Here is a 17242-nt window from a genome sequence, read left to right on the forward strand (position 1 = left end):
GGCCCGCGCTCCCAATCAGCCTTCCTTGGCGATCGGGATGAGCTTGGGCTGATCGCCCGACAGCGCGAGCGCGAGGCGGCCTTCGATCAGGTTCACCGCGTCGGAGCCGAAGATCTCGCGGCGCCAGCCGTCGAGCGCATGCACGTCGCGCTTGCCGGCGGCCAGCCGATCGAGCTCGTCGGCGCTGGCGACCAGCCGCGCCGCTACGCCCGCTTCCTCGGCCTTGAGCCGCAGCAGCGTGCGCAAGAGGTCGACGACGGCGGAGGGCGCCCGAAGCTGCTCGGGCGCCCGGTCGCGCGTCGGCAGTTCGGCATCGGGCAGCTTGCGCGCCTTCTCGATGGCCTCCAGGAGCTCTCGCCCCTGCCAGCCCTCGGCGAAGCCGCGGCCGAGCCCGCGCGTCATGGCGAGCTCCTCGGTGTTCTTGGGCGCGTGGCTGGCGATCTCGAGCAGCTGCTCGTCGCGCAGCAGCCGCTGGCGGGGGATATCGATGCGCTGGGCGGTGCGCTCGCGCCAGGCCGCGACCTCGCGCAAGGTGCCGAGCAGCCGCGGCGAGGCACCGCGCGGCTTCAGCCGGCGCCAGGCCTGCTCGGGATCGGCGCGGTAGGTGCCCGGCTCGTTCAGCACCGCCATCTCCTCGGTGATCCAGGAGAACCGCCCGGTCTTGTCGAGCTGTCGCTTCAGCTTCTCATAGACCATGCGCAGATGCGTGACGTCGCTCAGCGCATAGGCAATCTGCCGCTCGCTGAGCGGCCGACGACTCCAGTCGGTGAAGCGGCTGGACTTGTCGATCTTGGCCTTGGCGAGCTTGGTGGCCAGCGATTCGTAGGAGGCGGCCTCGCCGTGGCCGCACACCATGGCCGCCACCTGGGTGTCGAACAGGGGCTGCGGCACCTTGTTCATGCGCAGGTAGAAGATTTCCAGGTCCTGGCGGGCGGCGTGAAAGACCTTGAGGACCTTGGGGTTGGCCATCAGCTCGTCGAGGGGCCCGAGGTCGATTCCGTCGGCCAGGGCGTCGATTGCGGCCGCGTCTTCAGGCCCCGCCACCTGCGCCAGGCAGAGCTTGGGCCAATAGGTCCGCTCACGCATGAACTCGGTGTCGACGGCGATGAACTCGGTGTCGGCCAGGGGCTTGCAGAAGGCCGCCAATTCGTCGGTCGTGGTGATGAGCTTCATTAAACCGATCTATAGACCCGGGAACGGCGGGGGGCAAAGGTGACGCAAAACCAAGCCCGGTTTGCCGGCCATTTGCTTGACTTGCCCTTACATTCCGTGCCTTTTGCCGGCCCGTAAAACCCGGAAAATGCGTGATGTCTTCCGTCTACAGAACCCATACGTGCGGTCAGTTGCGGCCCGAGCATGTCGGCCAGCAGGCCCGTCTTTCAGGCTGGGTGCAGCGCAAGCGCGACCACGGCAATCTGCTGTTCATCGACCTGCGTGACCACTATGGCGTGACCCAGGTGGTCGTGGACGTTTCGAGCCCGGTGTTCAAGACCGCCGAAGCCGTGCGCACCGAGAGCGTGATCACGGTGAGCGGGAAGGTCGTGGCGCGCGAGCCCTCCACGGTGAACCCCAGGCTCGCCACCGGCGCCGTCGAGCTCGACGCCGCGGAGATGGTCGTGCAGTCGATGGCCGAGACCCTGCCGATCCCCGTTTTTGCCGAGCACGACACCACGCCCGAGGAGTTGCGGCTGAAATACCGCTTCCTCGACCTGCGCAAGGACAAGCTGCACAAGAACATCATCCTGCGCAGCCAGGTCATCGCGTCTTTGCGCCGGCGCATGATCGAGCAGGGCTTCATGGAGTTCCAGACGCCCATCCTGACGGCCGACAGCCCGGAGGGCGCGCGCTCCTACGTCGTGCCGAGCCGGCTGCATCCCGGCAAGTTCTATGCGCTGCCGCAGGCGCCGCAGATGTTCAAGCAGCTCCTCATGGTGTCGGGCTTCGATCGCTACTTCCAGATCGCGCCCTGCTTCCGCGACGAGGACGCGCGCGCCGACCGCGCGCCGGGCGAGTTCTATCAGCTCGACTTCGAGATGAGCTTCGTGACGCAGGACGACGTCTTTGCCGCCATCGAGCCGGTGCTGGGCGGCGTGTTCGAGGAGTTCGCCGGGTTCGGCCGCGAGACCCCGCGCCAGGTCACCAAGTGGCCGTTCCCACGCATTCCCTATGCCGAGGCGCTGCTGACCTACGGCACCGACAAGCCCGACCTGCGCAATCCTCTCAGGATCGTCGATGCCGGCGAGGTCTTCGCCGGCTCGGACTTCAAGGTGTTTGCCAGCATCGTCGCCTCCGGCGGCGTGGTGCGCGCGTTGCGTGCGCCCAAGGCCTCCGGCCAGCCGCGCAGCTTCTTCGACAAGCTGAACTCCTGGGCGCAAGGCGAGGGCAAGCCTGGCCTGGGCTACATCGTGCTCGAGGGCGGCGCGGGCAAGGGCCCCATCGCCAAGTTCGTGACCGGCGACCGCCTGGCCAAGCTCAAGGCGCTGACCGGCGCCGAGGATGGCGACGCGGTGTTCTTCATCGCCGACAAGCCCGAGGCAGCCTGGAAGTTCGCCGGCCAGGCGCGCACCAAGGTTGGCCAGGAGATGGGCCTGATCGCCGAGGACACCTTCGAGTTCTGCTGGATCGTCGACTTCCCGATGTTCGAGTACGACGAGACGGCGAAGAAGATCGACTTCAGCCACAACCCGTTCTCGATGCCCCAGGGCGGGCTGGAGGCGCTGGAGACGCAGGATCCGCTCACCATCAATGCCTGGCAGTACGACATCGTCTGCAATGGCATCGAGCTGTGCTCCGGGGCGATCCGTAACCACAAGCCCGACATCATGTACAAGGCCTTCGGCATCGCAGGCTACAGCAAGGAACAGGTCGAGCAGCGTTTCGGCGGCATGCTGAACGCCTTCCGCTACGGCGCCCCGCCGCACGGCGGTGCCGCGCCCGGCGTCGACCGCATCGTCATGCTGCTGGCCGACGAGCCCAACATCCGCGAGGTCATTACCTTCCCGATGAACCAGCAGGCCGTCGACCTCATGATGGATGCACCGACCGAGCTGCCGATGGAGAAGCTGCGCGAGCTGTCCATCGCGCTGCGCCTGCCGCCGAAGAAGGGTTCATAGTCTTCCGGACGGCGCGTCCCGCGCGCTCATGATCATAAGGCGCGCGAGGACGCGCGCGGTCCGGAAGAGCATGAAATGACTACCTGACTGCCCCTGACGGGGTAGCGCATCGCCTTGCCGGTGAAAGTCCTCGCTGTCAGACTCGCGTGAATATCGGCATTCGACCGATTCACTACGGAGGAAGCGATGACGGACACGTTCGACAGGACAAGGCGTGACTTTCTCACCGTCGCGACAGTCGGAGGAGCGGCGGCGACGCTCGGCATGATCGGCGTGACCCCGGCCCTGGCCGGCGTCGCGGCCGGCCGCTCGGAGAAGCCTCTGAAGGCTGCGTTCTCCAATGCCGGGCTGCAGGCTACCTGGTGCGCCCAGGGCAAGGCCGCGGCCGAGTACTGGGGCAAGCTGTTCAATGTCGACGTGACGTGGTTCGACGGCCAGCTCGACGCCGTCAAGCAGCGCGCCGCGGTCGACAACATGGCCTCGCAGAAATGGGACTTCGTCGCCATCCAGGCCTTCGGCATCGGCACGCTGACCCAGCCGGTGCAGAAGATGATCGACGGCGGCACGCCGGTGATCGACATGGATACGCTGATCGCGCCCCTGGACAAGATCAACGTCCACAGCTTCCTCGCCCCCGACAACGAGTTCATGGGTGCGTCGGTGACCCAGGCGCTGGTCGCCAAGCTCGGCGGCAAGGGCAAGGTCATCATGACCCAGGGCGCGCTCGGCCACACCGGCGCGCAGGGCCGGGCCAAGGGCTTCAACGCCGTGGTCAAGCAGTATCCCGGCATCGAGGTGCTCGACACCCAGCCAGCGGACTGGGACGTCACCAAGGTGGCGCGCCTGTGGGAGACCTACCTTACCAAGTACCCGCAGATCGACGCGGCGTTCTTCCATAACGACGACATGGCGCTTGCCGCCTACAACGTCATGAAGGCGCGCAACCGCACCAACATCCTGATCGGCGGCGTCGACGCCATGCCGCCGGCCATCAACGCGGTCGCCGACGGCCGCATGTACGCCACCGTGCGCAACCCGAGCTGCCGCATCCATGGCGGCGCCATCATCGCCGGCGTGGCCGCCGTCACGGCCGGCGAGAAGGCGGGCAGCGGCATTCCCAAGAGCATCGTCACCGACGGTCCGGTGGTGACCAAGGAGAACGCCGCCGGCATGCTGTGGATGCAGGATCACTTCCTGATCTGACGATGGCCTCACCCTGAGGAGCACCGCGCAACGGTGCGTCTCGAAGGGTGGCCTCAGGCGTGGTGCCTGGGCCCATGCTTCGAGACGCGGCCCGGTGGGCCGCTCCTCAGCATGAGGTGTGCCTTTGGGAGCATCTGTGCGCATGACGGAAGAAGCCGCGCCGCCGCTGGAACTGCGCGGCATCTCCAAGTCGTTCGGCGGCGTCGCGGCCCTGCGCGACGTCGACTTCGTGCTGCGCCGGGGCGAGATCCACGGCCTGGTCGGCGAGAACGGCGCCGGCAAGTCAACCCTGATGAAGATCATCGCCGGCCTGCACGGCCAGTACGACGGCCGCATGGCGATCGACGGCCGGCCGGTGCATTTCCGCTCGCCGCGCGAGGCGCTGGCGGCCGGTATCGGCATGGTCCATCAGGAGCTGAGCGTCGTGCCCGACCTCAGCGTGGCCGAGAACGTCTATCTCGGCCAGCAGCCGACGAAGGGCGGCATCGTCGATTGGCGCGCCATGATGGACGGCGCCCGCCGGCACCTCGCCAGCCTCGGCATCGATGTCGACCCGGGCGCGCGCATGGGCTCGCTGGCGATCGGCCTGCAGCAGCTGATCGAGCTCGCCCGCGTGCTGTTCTCGGGCGCCCGCATCGTCATCCTCGACGAGCCGACCTCGGCGCTCTCGCCGCCCGAGGTCCAGCGCCTGTTCGAGGTGCTGCGCGGCGTGCGCGCCAGCGGCCGCAGCATCGTCTTCATCTCGCACTTCCTCGACGACGTTTTGGCAATCTCCGACACCGTCACGATCTTCCGCAATGGGCGCCTCATCGCCACCGAAGCGGCCGGCACCATCGACAAGGGCTGGCTGATCCAGCGCATGATCGGCCGCGGTCACGAGGAGCTGGAAGGCAGCTACACCGGTGCCATTGCCCTCTACAGCAAGCCCGACGCGCCGGTCGTCCTCGATGTGCGCGGTCTGGCGGCCGGTCGCGCCTTCGCCGACGTCTCGCTCGACGTCAGGGCAGGGGAGGTTTTGGGCATCTACGGCTACATGGGCTGCGGCCTGATCGAGCTGGCGCGCACGCTGTTCGGCAAGCTCCGCGCCGATGCCGGCACGATGTCGATCGGCGGCAAGGTGCTGCGGCCGCGCAGCACCGCCGAGGCCTGCCGCGCCGGCATCGCTTTCGTGCCGGAAAGCCGTCGCTCGATGCTCTTCCACACCGAGCCGGTCTACAAGAACATGTCGATCAGCGTGCTGGGCCGCATCGGCCGCCTGCTGCTCAGGCCCTCGGTCGAGAAGGACATCGCCCGCCGACATGTCCAGTCGCTGTCGATCCGGCCGCCGACGGTCGAGACGCTTCTAGGCAGCCTGTCGGGCGGCAACCAGCAGAAGGTGGCGCTCGCCAAGTGGCTGACCTGGCCGCCCAAGGTGCTGGTGCTGAGCGAGCCGACGCGCGGCATGGATGTCGGGGCCAAGGAGGACGTCGTGCGCATCGTCAAAGGCCTGCGCGAACAGGGCATGGGCGTCGTCGTTCTGTCGACCGAGCCCGAGACCGTGCTGTCATTGGCCGACCGCATCGTGGTGATGAAGAAGGGCCGCATCGTGCACGAATTCGCGGGGCGCACTGTCAGCAAGGACCAGCTTCTGGAGGCGGCGTGACATGACGGCGATGAGGGTCTTCCTGCGCAACCAGATGCGCATCATCGCGCCGTTCGCCACCCTGATCGTGCTCGTGGCCTTCTTCTGCCTGACCAGCGGGTCCTTCGCGTCACTGGACAATGCGGCGAACATCCTGACCCAGATCTCGGTGACGGGGATCATCGCTGTCGGCCTTACCTTCGTGATCCTGTGCGCCGAGATCGACCTGTCGGTCGCCGCCATCGCCAACGTCACCGGCATCGCCGTCGCGTACTTCACCTTGCAGGAAGGCTACGTGAACATCGCCAACGTGCCGCTGCCGGGCTTCGCCGCCATCATCCTGGCGCTGATCGGCTGCTTCATGCTGGGCCTGGTCAATGCCGCCGGGATCACGCTGATCGGCATCCCGTCCTTCATAATGACGCTCGCCATGATGCAGATCGGCGCCGGCATCTCGGCCCTGCTGGTGCGCGGCCAGATCGCCTATGCCGTGCCCGACCTCGTCTCCCTGCTGGGAGCGGGCAGGGTGGCCGGCATTCCCTGCCTCGTGCTGGTGGCTGCGGCGTTCCTGCTGGCCGGGCACCTGGTGCTGACCTACACGCGCTTCGGCCGCTACGTGTACATGGTCGGCGGCAACCGCGAAGCGGCCGAGTATGCCGGCGTCAACGTCAAGCTGGTGCTGGGCGCCGTCATCGTCATCTCGGCGATGTGCTCGGGCGTCGCCGGCATGCTGGGCGTCGCCCATTTCGGCAGCGCCCAGCAGAACGAGTTCGACGGCTACCTGCTCGACGCCATCGCCGCCGTCGTGGTGGGCGGCACCAGCCTGTTCGGCGGCCGCGGCGGCATCGGCAACACCATCATAGGTCTCCTGATCCTGGGCGTGCTGAACAACGGCCTGGACCACATCCAGATCGACAGCTTTTTGAAGATCCTGATCCGCGGCCTCATCCTGTTGGCGGCGCTGATCATCAATGTCTACGTCCAGAAGGTGCGAGAGTCGGCCTGAACGCTCACGGCGGCAGGCCGGGGTCGATCCCGGTCATCGCGATGGACACGTCCCAGAGACGGCGTGCGAGCTCGCGATCCTGCGCCTGCGTGGTCCGGGGCGCCGGACCGGAGGGGCCGCGCATGTCGCCAAACCCGATCGAGCCGTAGTAGCCGCCCGGGGTCACGGACGCCGTTGCGGCCTGGAGCGCGGGCCAGGCGCCCATGGCCGCGGTGTTGAGGGCCATGCCGACCAGAGGGATCAGCAGTTGGAGCGGTCCCATATGCCGCCCCAGATCGGTCGCCGCGACGCCGGGATGGCAGCCGACCGCGGTCACGGGAGAGCCTGCCGCGCGCAGCCGACGGTCCAGCTCGAAGAAGAACAGCATGTTGGCAAGCTTGCTGTCGGCATAGCGCTGGGACCTGTCGTAGCTCTTCTCGGCGTTGAGATCGTCCCAGACGATGCGTCCGCGCCGGTGGGCGATGCTGGCGGTGACGACGACCCGCGCCCCGGCCGTCTTCGCCAATGTAGGCAGCAGCAAGATGCTGAGCGCAAAGCAGCCAAGATGGTTGACGCCGAACTGCAATTCGAAACCTTGCCTGGTCCGCATCAGCGGCGGACGCATCACACCGGCATTGTTGATCAGAACGTCGATGCGCGGCTCCTTTGCCGCCCGTTCGGCCGCCTCGCGCACGCTGTCGAGATCCGCCTGGTCGAGCGGCAGGAAGGCCAGGTCAGCGCCTGGTGTCAGGCCGCCGATCCGAGCGATGGCCGCCTCGGCCTTCGCCTTGTCGCGGCAGGCGAGCAGCACCCGGGCCCGGCGCGCCGCCAGCACGCGCGCCACCTCGAAGCCGATGCCCGTATTGGCGCCGGTGACGATGAAGCACTTGCCGGACTGGTCGGCGACATCGGTCTCGGTGAATCCGCTCATTGCCAAGCTCCTCGTGTCGACTTGTAGAGGGCGAAACGGCGTTCGACGACTATGGATGGTAGGGGCCTCTTCAGGTTGACTGAATAAAAAAATGCAAATATATTCAATGCATTATTGCATTTATATAAAGTCAAATATGAGCTTTTCTCGGCTCCCTTTCATTACGCTGTCGCTGGTCGTGGGCGCAGGCCTGATGACCGGAGCCTGCGGCGTGCCGCTGGCAGTGTCGGGAGCAAGCTACGCCGCCGATGGCGGGTTGCTGGTGGCAAGCGAGAAGACCTCCGGCGATCACATGATCTCCATGGTGTCCAAGCAGGACTGCGCGCTGTGGCGGGTCATCAAGGGACGCGCCGTGTGCAAGCCGCGCGAGGGCGACAAGGACCCCTACAAAGTCGACTACGACGATCCGCAGCGCATGGTGGCGGAAGATGGCGTGCACTATGCGCCGCCGCTGCGAACCGCGGCCGACGCGCCGGCGACCAGCTGGGACGCTGCCTCCTACAAGGCAACGCCGCCGGCCCCGATTGCGCCTTCAGCGCCCGTGACTGCCGTTGCCCAGGGCTCGAACGATGCCGCGCCTGCGGCCGTTGCCGAGTCGCCGCCTGCGTCACCGCCGCCGGCGGCCAAGCCGAAGAAGCCCAAGAAGCACTCGGTCAAGAAGCCTGCACCGCGTCCGGCGGCGCCTGCTTCCTGAGCAGGAAGGCTTCGAGGTTGTCGAGCGCCTTGAAGCCCATGGCGTTGCGCGTCTCGACCGTGGCCGAGCCCATGTGTGGCAGCAGGAAGGCGTTCTCGATCCCGTAGTAGCCCTGGTGGATCTTGGGCTCGCCGTCGAACACGTCGATGCCGGCGGCGGCCAGCCACCCGCTCTTCAGCGCCGCGATCAGCGCCTCGTCGTCGACCACGCCGCCGCGCGCCGTGTTCACCACGATGGCGCCCTTGGGCAGCTTGGCGATGCGCTCGGCATTGACCCATTTGCGCGTCGCGGCGGTCATCGGCGCGTTGATCGACAGGAAGTCGCAATGCGGCAGCATATCGTCGGGATTGGCATGGAAGACCGCGCCTTTCTCGAGGTCGGCCGGCAGGCGCGAACGGTTGGAGTAGTGGATCTGCATGCGGAAGGCCCGCGCCCGGTCAGCCACTGCCTGGCCAATGCGGCCCATTCCCAGGATACCGAGTCGCTTGCCGGTGACATGCACGCCCATGAGCTGGGTGGGCGTCCAGCCGACCCAGTTGTGGGTCCTGAGCATGGTCGTGCCTTCATGGGCGCGCCGGGCGGCGCCCAGCAGGCAGAGCAGGGCGATGTCGGCGGTGGCGTCGGTCAGCACGTCGGGCGTGTTGGAGACCAGAATGCTGCGCTTGGCGGCGGCCGCCACGTCGACATGCTCGTAGCCCACCGAGAAGGTCGCGATGATGCGCAGCGAAACCGGCAGGCCAGCGATGGTCTCGGCGTTCAGGGGATCGCCCGCCGCGCACATGATGCCGTCGCAACCCTGGGCGGCCTTGATCAGGGCTGGTCCGTCATAGAGCCGGTCCTCGGGGTTGAGCACGGCGTCAAAATTCGCCGCCAGCCGGGCCTCGACGTCGGGCGGAAAATGCCGGGTGGCGAGAACCCGAGGTTTGCCTGTGGTCATTAGACGGTAATCCTCCCCTATGCGGCCGCCATGCCGCAGCGATGATTCTGGCAATCTCTGGGCATGGATATTACGCTGAGGCGCCCGGCTACAAGGCCTAGCCTCCTGCCATTGTCCGTTGAACACGCTTAGTTTTCGCCGTTCCCGCGTCCAGATCGCGGCTCCACTCGCCGCTGTCTGCGCCCTCCTGTTGCTGGGCCTGTGGATAAGGGTCGCCGACGCTCAGCAGCAACTGGCGCAGCAGCAGGACGTCGTGCTGATGCCGCATCGCGCAACCTACGACATGAAGCTCAATGTCGCCCGGCCAAACAGCGGCATCGTCGAGGTCAGCGGCCGCATGGTGCTGGAGATGGTCGATTCCTGCGACGCGTGGGAGGTCAAGCAGCGCATCAAGCTGAAGTTCCTGCGCAACGACGGCGAAGAGTTTGACACCGATTCGAGCTTCACCAGCTACGAGACCAAGGACGGGCTGGGGCTGCGCTTCAGCGTGCGCAACATCCAGGACCAGGAGGTCGAGGAGGAGCTGCGCGGCCACGCCGATCTGGAGGGCTCCGGCGGCAAGGGCCGGGCCTCGTTCTCGCTGCCCGAGATCAGGAGCTTCGACCTGCCGGCCGGCACGCTCTTCCCCACCACCCATCTCGCCCTGATCATCCGGCATGCCCGCAACGGCGACAAATCCGTGTCCTACAGCGTGTTCGACGGGGCCCGGCTGGACGGCGCCTTCACGGTCAACGCCGTGATCGGCAAGCCGCCCCGCGGCGCCGGCGCGCCGTCCGTCCGTGGCGATGTCGGCCTGTTGCGCCAACAATCATGGGGCGTGCGGCTTGCCTTTTTTGCCGCAGGCGACCAGGGCACGGCCAATCCAGAATACGAGCTGGCGCTGGATCTGCTGGCCAACGGGGTTGCCCGCTCGATGCTGCTCGACTACGGCGATTTCGCAGTGGATGCTCGCCTGGTCCAAATCCAAGCCCTCCCGAGGCCGCGATGCTGAATATCCGTCTGTTGACACCGATGTCCCTGCTGATGGCTGCTGCCACGCTGGCGCCCGCGGCCGCCCAGGACTTCGCGCCGCATCGCGCCGTCTACGCGGTCTCCGCACTGGATCGCGGCAAGCCGGGCACCGGCACGACCGGCACCTATGCCTACGAGCTGAAGCTCACCTGCGACGGCGGCTATGTCGTGAACCAGCGGTTGCGGTTGGAAACGGCCGGCGGGCGCGGCGCGGTGGCCAGTGAGCAGCAGTCGCAGATGACCGAGAGCCGCGACGGCAAGAAGCTGCGCTTCGATCACCGCACCACCGCGGGCGGGCGCCAGACCAGCGTGGTCAAGGGCGAGGCGCTGATCGGCGAGGACGGCAAGGGGGAGGCGCGGTTCACCGATCCCGAGGGCCAGAGCGTGGCGCTGCCGGCAACCACGCTGTTCCCGGTCGCCATTGCGCGCGAGACGATCCGGCAGGCCAAGGCAGGCGAGCAGGGCTTCGACGCCCAGTTCTTCTTCGGCGAGAAGGTGAAGCCGCCGCAGTCGGTCAACATCCTGATCGGCAAGCTGCCCAAGCGCCTCGCCGACGTGAAGATCCCCGAGGGCGGCGAGCAGCTGGCCGACGGCCGCACCCGCATCTACTACCGCGCCGGCTTCTTCGACGCCCAGGCCGACGGCAAGGGGCAGGGCGAGCCCGCCTATGAGATGAGCAGCGTGACGCTCGACAACGGCGTCGAGCTCTATGGCACCCATGAGGAAAGCGACGGCGGCATCGAATACCGCATCACGCGCCTCGAGCCGCTGCCCAAGCCCGAGTGCAAGTGAGCGCGGGAGCGCGGCGCTCCCGATGAGCCTGACGCCCGAACAGGCGGTCGACCGCCTCGAGGAACTGCATGCGACGGCGAGCATCGCGTTGCGCGAGGCGCTGGCCCGCTTCACCGAATCGGGCGCCGTGCCCACGGCCGAGGAACGCAGCCGCTTTCGTTACCCTGAGCTCTGCGTCGACTGGCAGCCGGCCGGCGCCGTGCGCTTCACGCGCCGCGCCTGGGCCAAGTTCCAGGCGCCGGGCCGCTACACCACGACGGTGACGCAACCGCGCTTCTTCCGCCAGTACCTGCTGGAGCAACTGCGTCCGCTCACCGAGGAGTTCGGCGGCACCATCGAAGTCAGCGTCAGCGACCAGGAGATCCCGTATCCCTTCGTCACCGAAGCGGGCGACGAGTTCATCCATGGCGATCTCTCGGTGTCGGAGCTGGCGCGCCATTTCCCGACGCCGGTGCTGGCCAATGTCGGCGACGAGATCGCCGACGGCACCTGGGTGGAAGGGGTGCGGGGCACGCGGCCGCTCGCCTTGTTCGATGCGCTGCGCGTCGACTATTCGCTGCGCCGGCTGCTGCACTACACGGGCACCGACTGGCGCACGATCCAGCCATGGATCCTCGCGACCAACTACCAGCGCTACGTCGACCATTTCCTGACCTGGGCAATGGAGGAGCTGGCCAAGCCCGACAGTCCCTACACCCAACTCGTGCTGCCCGGCGGCGGGGTCGTGCGGCGGGGCGACGACATTACGACGGCCGATGCGACGCTGCACGCCGCGCCCTGGCACAGCTTCCAGATGCCGGCCTACAACCTGCTGCGCGGCGACGGCAGCGGCGGCGTCACCATCATCAATATCGGCGTCGGCCCGTCCAACGCCAAGACGGCGACCGACCATCTCGCCGTGCTGCGCCCGCATTGCTGGCTGATGATCGGCCATTGCGGCGGCCTGCGGCAGTCCCAGACCATCGGCGATTACGTGCTGGCGCACGCCTATATGCGGCGCGACCGCATCCTCGACGACCTGCTGCCGCCGGAAGTGCCGGTGCCGGCGCTGGCCGAGGTCCAGGTCGCCCTGCAGCAGGCCGCCGAGCACGTGACCGGCGAGAGGGGCGAGGCGCTGAAGCGGCGGCTGCGCACCGGCACGGTGGTGAGCTACGACGACCGCAACTGGGAACTGCGCTGGACCCAGGAGCGCCGGCGCATCAACCATGCCCGCGCCATCGCCGTCGACATGGAGAGCGCGACCTTGGCCACGCAAGGTTATCGCCTGCGCGTGCCCTACGGCGTACTGCTCTGCATCTCCGACAAGCCGCTGCACGGCGAGATCAAGCTGCCCGGTGCCGCGACGCGCTTCTACCAGCGTGCCGTCGGCGAGCACCTGCATATCGGCCTGGAGACCATCGACCTGCTGCGCGGCGAACTCCACTCGCTGCACTCCCGCAAGCTCCGCAGCTTCGACGAGCCGCCGTTTCGTTAACCGGAGTGCGGGCCCGAGGCCCGCGCTCCCATCAAGCCGGCCACAGCCACGCCGCGCCGCGCACGCCGCTCGAATCGCCGTGCAGGGGCGGCTGCAGCCTGGTCACGATGCGGTCGGGCTCGGAGAAGATGTAGTTGCGCCAGAGCTCGGGCACGCGCCGATAGAGCGCGTCCATCTTCGACAGGCCGCCGCCCAGCACGATGACGTGCGGGTCGATCAGGTTGACGACGTTGGCGAGCGACCGCGCCAGCCGGTCGCAATAAAGCTCCAGGCTCTCGGCCGCCTCGCGATCGCCCGCCCGGGCCGCGTCGGCGATCTCGGTGGCGCGCAGCTTCTGCCCGGTCTTCTTGGCGAACTGCTCCTGGAAGGCGGGCCCGCTCAGCCACGACTCCACGCAGCCGCTACGGCCGCAGTAGCACGCCGGCCCGGGCCGCTCGTCGTCGCGCGGCAAGGGCAGGGCATTGTGCCCCCATTCGCCGCCGATCGCCTGGGCGCCGGTGAGCGGCTTGCCCTCGACGACGATGCCGCCGCCCACGCCGGTGCCCAGGATGACGCCGAACACGACCGGCCAGCCGCGGCCCGCGCCGTCGGCCGCCTCGGAGACGGCAAAGCAGTTGGCGTCGTTCGACAACCGCACCTCGTCGCGCCCGAGCGCGCGCTTCAGGTCTCGATCGAGCGGATGGCCGTTGAGCTGCGTGGAATTGGCATTCTTGATCAGGCCGGTGGCGGGCGAGATGGCGCCGGGATGGCCGACGCCGACGCGGCAGCGCGCGCCGACCGTGGCCTCGAGTTCGCGCACCACGGCGGCCACGCCCTCGACGGTCGCGTCGTAGGTGGCCGTCGGCGTGGCCACGCGCACGCGGGCGCGTTCCTTGCCGCTGTCGTCGAGAACGATGCCTTCGATTTTCGTGCCGCCGAGATCGATGCCGATGCGCATGGTCTCCACTTCACAGAAATCGCGCGCGGATGTCGATGCTGCTTTCGGCGCCGAGCGCCTTGAACGTCGTGGCGAGCCACGCGGTTGCGGCCTTGCGGCCCAGCCCGAAGAGGTGCTCGAGGAAGGCCGGCTCGATATTGAACTTGCTGACCGAGCCGAGCGGCGCCAGCGATGCGGCATCGGCGATCGAATGGATGAACAGGCGCTTCAGGCGCTGGCTGAACTCGCCGGTGACGGCGCCCTGGTCGATCAGCTCCTGGACGAAGGCGATGGCGCGCATCTCCGACATCAGCGCGCCGCCGAAGGTGATCTCGTTCAGCCGGTCGGCGACCTCGGCGTTGGAGCGCGGCACGCCCTCGCGGGACGGCGGATCGACCTCGACCAGCACGACGTCGTGGCTGTCGCTGTCGTAGATGAACGGCCAGATCGGCGGGTTGCCGCGGAAGCCGCCGTCCCAGTACGGCACGCCGTCGATCACCACCGCGTCATGCACGTTGGGCAGGCAGGCCGAGGCGAGCAGGGCATCGATCGACAGCTCTTCGCGCGTGAAGATGCGGACCTTGCCGGTCTGCACGTTGGTCGCGGCGATGAAGGCCTTGATCGCGTGGCAGGCGCGCACCGCCTTCTCGTCGAAATGGCGGCGCAAGAGCTCGCGCAACGGATCGAACTTCAGCGGATTGCGCTGCCACGGCGTCAGCGTGCGCTGGATCAGGTCGGCCCACAGCGCGCCCGGCGAATCGTCGATGTTCCAGTTGCCCTGCAGGCGGTCGAGCGGCGTGCGCTGGATCGGGCTCGCGATCGACATCGTGCCGAGCTCCTCCCAGAAGGCGCGCAAGGCGGTGCGCGCGCCGGCGCGGCCGCCGCTGGTCCAGCCCTGCAGCAGGATGGCCGCGTTCATGGCGCCGGCGCTGGTGCCGCTCACCGCCTCGATCGCCAGCCGCTCGTCCTCGAGCAGCGCATCGAGCACACCCCAGGTGAAGGCGCCGTGCGAGCCGCCGCCTTGCAGCGCGAGATTGACGCGCCTGGTCTCGTTCATGCGGCTATCCTCCTCGGGCACGCGACGCTACCTTCACCATTCTGTAACAAGAGAGGCGAGGGCGGCGTATTATGGCCAAGGGCGGGACGGAGAAGGCGTGGCGAAAGCGCCCGTCGACCGTCCTGTGGATGCTCTCGCTGGGCCAGCTCATCTCCTGGGGCCTAGTCTATTACACCTTCCCGTTGTTCGTCGTGCCGATGACGCAGGAGCTGGGCTGGTCGCGCAGCGGCATGTTCGGCGCGCTGTCGGCGGGCCTGATGGTGGCGGGTCTCAGCTCGATCCCGGTCGGCGCGTGGATCGATCGCGGCCATGGCCGCAAGCTGATGACCGGCGGCTCGCTGCTGGCCGCCGCGCTCCTGGTCATGTGGTCGCGCATCGATTCGTTGCCGCTGTTCTACGCCATGTGGATCGGGTTGGGCGCCTGCCAGGCCGTGCTGCTCTACGAGCCCGCCTTCGCCGTCATCACCCGCGTCTACGGCCCGCGCTACAAGCAGGCGATCCTGCTGATGACCTTCCTCGGCGGGCTGGCCAGCACCTTCGGCATTCCCTTCACCCAGTTCCTGATCGAGCGCGTCGGCTGGCGCGCGAGCCTCGACGTGCTGGCGGCGATCAACGTCGTCGTGGCACTCATGCATTGGCTCTTCGTTCCCGGGCCACAGGAAAAGCCTGTGCCGATCGGCGAGACCAAGCCGCCGGCCGAAGGCAAGCCGAAGAAAGGCCCGCTGGCGACGGCGGTGCGCGTGCCTGCGTTCTGGGGCCTGGTCGTGGCCTTCGCCGGCTACGGCCTCGCCTTCTCCGCGATGAGCTTCCATCTCATCCCATTGCTCGACGATCGCGGCGTGCCGACCGGCGTGGTCATGGCCATCATCGCCCTGATCGGTCCCATGCAGGTGGTCGGCCGCGTGCTCCTGATGGTCGGCCAGCGCCACATCACCACCATCCAGCTCGGCGCCGGCATCTACTTCGCCTTTCCCATCGCCATGGCGATGCTGGCGATGGGCATCAGCGACGTCTACGGCCTGATCCTGTTCGCCATCATCTACGGCGTCGCCAACGGCCTCATCACCATCCTGCGCGGCATGGCGGTGCCGGAGTTCATCGGTCCCGAGGGCTACGGCGTCGTGTCGGGCGCGCTCACCATGCCGACCAACCTGATGCGCGCGGCCGGCCCGGTGCTGGCGTCTCTCGCCTGGGCAGCGTTCGGCGGCTACACGCCGGTGCTGTGGGGGCTGGCAGCGATCATGCTTGTTGCAGCCACGGGCTTCGCTGCCGCTGCGTTCCTGTCGACGAAGACGGCCTGACCATAATTTGCGGCCGGCGCGAAAACCGCCGGCGCCGACACCGCCATCGCCGAGGCCACCTCGGCCTATCTCCGTTACGAGGGCAACATCGCGGGCCAGGACAGTGCCCATGTCCTCACCGCCGGCCTGCGCATGACTTGGTGACGCGCCGCCAGCTGAGGGCGAGGCGGGCAAATCAGCCGGCAGCCACCTGAGCCATGATCCGATCGAGAGCTTGGCGCAGTTCGGCAGCTGTCGGCTCTCGGCAATCGACCGGGATATGCGGTGGATCGGGGCTGACACGCACGATTGGCGGCGTTTTGGCCAGAGCCAGACGCGCTTCGGCTTGGTCGGTTCGTCCAGCAGCGATGTCGACCAACGCCTGAAGGGTGCACAGGCCCTCCCAACGATCGGGCTCGCGCCGCGCGTTCTCGATGGAGCGTACGAAGCGGTCGGCGCGTTCGATCAAGGTGCGGAGGCTGGCAGGCATCTCGGATCACGTGTTGTGGCTGCTACCACAACGACTATCAGGCGCCGTTCTGGCGGTAGGTGGCTTTCCGCACACACTGGTTTCATCCTATCCAGAGGCTTGACCGGGCAGCGCTTCGGACACATGTTAAAGACCCGTGTTCCTGACACATAGGCGGGCCAAGATGCGGAAGCCATCGTTTGACCGAAATGCAAAGAAGCGAACTGTCAGCCTGACCTTGAATTCCGATCTGTATGCAAAGGCGAAGGCCGAGGGCATCAATGCTTCTCAGGTGGCGGAAGAGGCATTGGCGCAGGCGCTCGAGGCGTGCCTTCTGAAGAAGATCCGCGCCGAGATCGAGAAGGATATGGCTGCCTGCAACGCCTATATCGAGAAGCACGGCTCACCGACGGAGATGTTGCGCGAGTATCTCGCGGAACGAGATGATGCAGCTTGAGGTTTTTGCCAATCCGCTGCCCCGAGCGCGTCGCGCGTTCCCCTATGTCGTGGTCTTGCAAAGCGACATTTCCGTACAAGGCAGCGAACGAATAATCACTTTCCTGGCTGCCAGATCGCAGGTTGCGTCGGTTGTCGGAAGGTTGACACCCATTGTCGAGTTCGCGGGCAAGGAGTTCGTCGTCCTGATGCCGTGGATGACGAGCGTGCCCGTTTCGGAACTCAGGACGCCGGTCGCGGACCTCAGGGGGTTTCGCGACCGGATCGTCGATGCCATTGATTGGCTGTTCCTCGATATCTGAT

Annotated in this window: 17 protein-coding genes; 11 read left to right on the plus strand and 6 right to left on the minus strand. The window is 67.2% G+C overall.

What is annotated here, in order from left to right; all coding sequences use genetic code 11:
• Positions 1-15: 15 nt before the first annotated feature.
• Positions 16-1173, minus strand: coding sequence for a ribonuclease D (gene rnd / locus RSO01_RS06090; protein WP_147147225.1), 1158 nt, complete (start codon positions 1171-1173; stop codon positions 16-18).
• A gap of 134 nt (positions 1174-1307) precedes the next feature.
• Between rnd and aspS the strand changes: the two genes are divergently transcribed.
• The 4 genes from aspS (at position 1308) to RSO01_RS06110 (ending at position 6943) form a co-directional block, all read left to right on the plus strand.
• The gene (gene aspS, locus RSO01_RS06095) at positions 1308-3113 is read left to right on the plus strand and encodes an aspartate--tRNA ligase (RefSeq protein WP_147147227.1); all 1806 of its coding nucleotides are present in this window, start codon (positions 1308-1310) and stop codon (positions 3111-3113) included.
• 186 nt (positions 3114-3299) lie between these two features.
• Complete coding sequence (locus RSO01_RS06100; RefSeq protein WP_147147229.1) at positions 3300-4316, plus strand: sugar ABC transporter substrate-binding protein; 1017 nt, start codon at positions 3300-3302, stop codon at positions 4314-4316.
• 142 nt (positions 4317-4458) lie between these two features.
• A complete protein-coding gene (locus RSO01_RS06105) occupies positions 4459-5958 on the plus strand; it encodes a sugar ABC transporter ATP-binding protein (protein WP_147147231.1) in 1500 nt (499 codons plus the stop codon).
• A gap of 1 nt (position 5959) precedes the next feature.
• Positions 5960-6943 (plus strand): ABC transporter permease, encoded by a 984-nt coding sequence (locus tag RSO01_RS06110; RefSeq protein WP_147147233.1) that lies wholly within the window; start codon positions 5960-5962, stop codon positions 6941-6943.
• Between the two features lie 4 nt (positions 6944-6947).
• On the opposite strand, the gene RSO01_RS06115 is transcribed toward RSO01_RS06110, so the two are convergent.
• A complete protein-coding gene (locus RSO01_RS06115; RefSeq protein ID WP_174825920.1) occupies positions 6948-7853 on the minus strand; it encodes an oxidoreductase in 906 nt (301 codons plus the stop codon).
• A 136-nt stretch (positions 7854-7989) separates the two neighbouring features.
• Between RSO01_RS06115 and RSO01_RS06120 the strand changes: the two genes are divergently transcribed.
• Complete coding sequence (locus RSO01_RS06120) at positions 7990-8547, plus strand: hypothetical protein (protein WP_147147237.1); 558 nt, start codon at positions 7990-7992, stop codon at positions 8545-8547.
• Here the strand turns inward: RSO01_RS06120 and RSO01_RS06125 are convergent.
• A complete protein-coding gene (locus RSO01_RS06125; RefSeq protein ID WP_147147240.1) occupies positions 8507-9484 on the minus strand; it encodes a 2-hydroxyacid dehydrogenase in 978 nt (325 codons plus the stop codon). The two genes, RSO01_RS06120 and RSO01_RS06125, sit on opposite strands and share 41 nt — an antisense overlap.
• A 118-nt stretch (positions 9485-9602) precedes the next feature.
• Between RSO01_RS06125 and RSO01_RS06130 the strand changes: the two genes are divergently transcribed.
• The 3 genes from RSO01_RS06130 to RSO01_RS06140 are packed head-to-tail and all read left to right on the plus strand — an operon-like array spanning position 9603 to position 12761.
• Entirely contained in the window at positions 9603-10475 is an 873-nt protein-coding gene (locus RSO01_RS06130) for an EipB family protein (RefSeq protein ID WP_147147241.1), read from the plus strand.
• A complete protein-coding gene (locus RSO01_RS06135; protein ID WP_147147243.1) occupies positions 10469-11287 on the plus strand; it encodes an EipB family protein in 819 nt (272 codons plus the stop codon). The genes RSO01_RS06130 and RSO01_RS06135 overlap by 7 nt, the downstream gene beginning before the upstream one ends.
• A gap of 22 nt (positions 11288-11309) precedes the next feature.
• Positions 11310-12761, plus strand: a complete 1452-nt coding sequence (locus RSO01_RS06140) for an AMP nucleosidase (RefSeq protein WP_147147245.1) — start codon at positions 11310-11312, stop codon at positions 12759-12761.
• 31 nt (positions 12762-12792) lie between these two features.
• Here the strand turns inward: RSO01_RS06140 and RSO01_RS06145 are convergent, their stop codons facing one another.
• Together RSO01_RS06145 and RSO01_RS06150 are read right to left on the minus strand one after the other, a co-directional pair.
• On the minus strand, positions 12793-13698 hold the full coding sequence (locus tag RSO01_RS06145) for an ROK family protein (protein WP_147147247.1): 906 nt from the start codon (positions 13696-13698) through the stop codon (positions 12793-12795).
• 10 nt (positions 13699-13708) lie between these two features.
• A complete protein-coding gene (locus tag RSO01_RS06150; protein WP_147147249.1) occupies positions 13709-14734 on the minus strand; it encodes a patatin-like phospholipase family protein in 1026 nt (341 codons plus the stop codon).
• A gap of 71 nt (positions 14735-14805) precedes the next feature.
• Here RSO01_RS06150 and RSO01_RS06155 point away from each other — a divergent pair, with 71 nt between their 5' ends.
• Positions 14806-16035 (plus strand): MFS transporter, encoded by a 1230-nt coding sequence (locus tag RSO01_RS06155; RefSeq protein ID WP_147147252.1) that lies wholly within the window; start codon positions 14806-14808, stop codon positions 16033-16035.
• A 175-nt stretch (positions 16036-16210) separates the two neighbouring features.
• On the opposite strand, the gene RSO01_RS06160 is transcribed toward RSO01_RS06155, so the two are convergent.
• Positions 16211-16483, minus strand: coding sequence for a hypothetical protein (locus RSO01_RS06160; protein WP_147147254.1), 273 nt, complete (start codon positions 16481-16483; stop codon positions 16211-16213).
• A 184-nt stretch (positions 16484-16667) separates the two neighbouring features.
• Here RSO01_RS06160 and RSO01_RS06165 point away from each other — a divergent pair, with 184 nt between their 5' ends.
• Both RSO01_RS06165 and RSO01_RS06170 read left to right on the plus strand, forming a co-directional pair.
• On the plus strand, positions 16668-16940 hold the full coding sequence (locus tag RSO01_RS06165; RefSeq protein ID WP_147147256.1) for a type II toxin-antitoxin system CcdA family antitoxin: 273 nt from the start codon (positions 16668-16670) through the stop codon (positions 16938-16940).
• The gene (locus RSO01_RS06170; protein WP_147147258.1) at positions 16927-17241 is read left to right on the plus strand and encodes a CcdB family protein; all 315 of its coding nucleotides are present in this window, start codon (positions 16927-16929) and stop codon (positions 17239-17241) included. Before RSO01_RS06165 ends, RSO01_RS06170 begins: the two co-directional genes overlap by 14 nt.
• Position 17242: the final 1 nt, after the last annotated feature.

It is taken from the genome of Reyranella soli, assembly GCF_007992495.1.
Lineage (GTDB): Bacteria > Pseudomonadota > Alphaproteobacteria > Reyranellales > Reyranellaceae > Reyranella > Reyranella soli.